The 1,405-nt window shown below is 68.1% G+C and carries 1 protein-coding gene; it reads left to right on the plus strand.

Annotated elements, in window-relative coordinates:
- Window positions 1–212: 212 nt before the first annotated feature.
- Entirely contained in the window at window positions 213–578 is a 366-nt protein-coding gene (locus AB0L95_RS42170) for a hypothetical protein (protein ID WP_365171979.1), read from the plus strand.
- The last annotated feature ends 827 nt before the right edge of the window (window positions 579–1,405 follow it).

The raw sequence follows: 1,405 nt of genomic DNA on the forward strand, positions 1-1,405 counted from the left end.
CTGCTGAACTGCTGGACCGGCACCTGCACCACCTGCCACCAACCCCTGCCAAGCAGGACCCCAAGATCGAAGCAGACCTAACGGAGTCCTACTAGAGTGACTGCTGAAAATCTCGGGTTCTGGCCCCGGCTCGGTGGAGTCGGGGCCAGTCTTGTAGGCATGCAGGGGGAATGGGCCGGTGTCCCGGCCTGCTCCCCTGAAGGATGGTCGTCATGGAGCCGATGCCGATCCCCTGCCCCGCTGCCTGGGTTCCGGACGCAACCGGTATGGACGCTTTCAACGCCGCGTACAGGCAGGCCAGGCAGCAGCGGGCCGTGTTCATCGCCGTCGAGCTCCAAGGCCCGCGGTGGACGGTGAAGGCCGACGCGCTCACCGCACCGCAGCACAGCATCGACACCGCGGTGTACGACGCAGTCCGCGAGGCCGTCATCCACCTGATCCGCACCCGGCAGATCCGCCGGGATTCCTCGGCCGGCCCGGTCTACTTCGCACTGCACGACGTGGGCAGAAGGGGCATTCGAAAATGTCCGCCGGGGCAGTTTTGCTGGGGTGATCTTGCGGGTGGGTGCTGGTGCTGAAAGAGTCGGATGCGTCCGGCCGCGGCGGGGTTGTTCGGCCCTGGGGAGTTAGCGCTCTGCTGTGGGCGGGCGGATGAAGCGGCCGGCTCGGGCCTCGTCTCCTCCTCGGGTCGGCGTTTGTGGTGCTCCGGGCCAAGTTCTCCTCGGCTCTGGTCCGGAGCCCACCACGCGGTCGCCGGCGGCCCGTTTACGCCCGTTTGTTGCGCGTAGAACGTGGTGTGTGTGGAGCGGGCGTGTGGTGTGGTCCCCCTGCCGTCGTGTGCGGGGCGGTAGGGGTTTGTGGGCGGCCGCCTTTCAGCTCCCCTGCCGGGGGCGGCCGCTTGCATGCTTCCGCGCGCCTTTGCCGTGGGGGTGAGGGTTGCGCGCGGGAGGAAGGGGCTGGCACCTCGTGGTGCGCCGGGTGCCAGCCCCTCGTTTACCAGAGCATGCCGACCTGGGCTATGCCGGTGTCTGTGCCGCCCACTTGAGGCCGAGGCCGGCCAGAAAAAGCTGAGCGACGAGGACCGACGCGGCCTGACCGCGCTGTTCTGGTCGAACCTCAACCCGGACAAGAGGCTCGACCTGGGGCTGCCGGTCAGCGTGCCGCGTCCGCGTTCCACCCAATCCACCGCCACGGTGGCTCGCTGAACGAGTGGTCGCAGCGAGCTGATACACACAGGTTCGAGCGAGCACGGCGGGCCCGCACACGGCACAGCCGGTCCGAGCCGGCGCCTCATATGAACCCGATCGGACCCAGGGCTTGATCAAGTTCCGTAGGTGTCCGGATCGTTGGTGATGCCCAGGATGGGGAGTGCTCGTCGGGGCTCGTCGCGGATCGCCCGGGTGGT

Origin of the sequence: Streptomyces sp. NPDC052036 (assembly GCF_040680495.1) — a bacterium.
Taxonomy (GTDB): Bacteria; Actinomycetota; Actinomycetes; order Streptomycetales; family Streptomycetaceae; genus Streptomyces.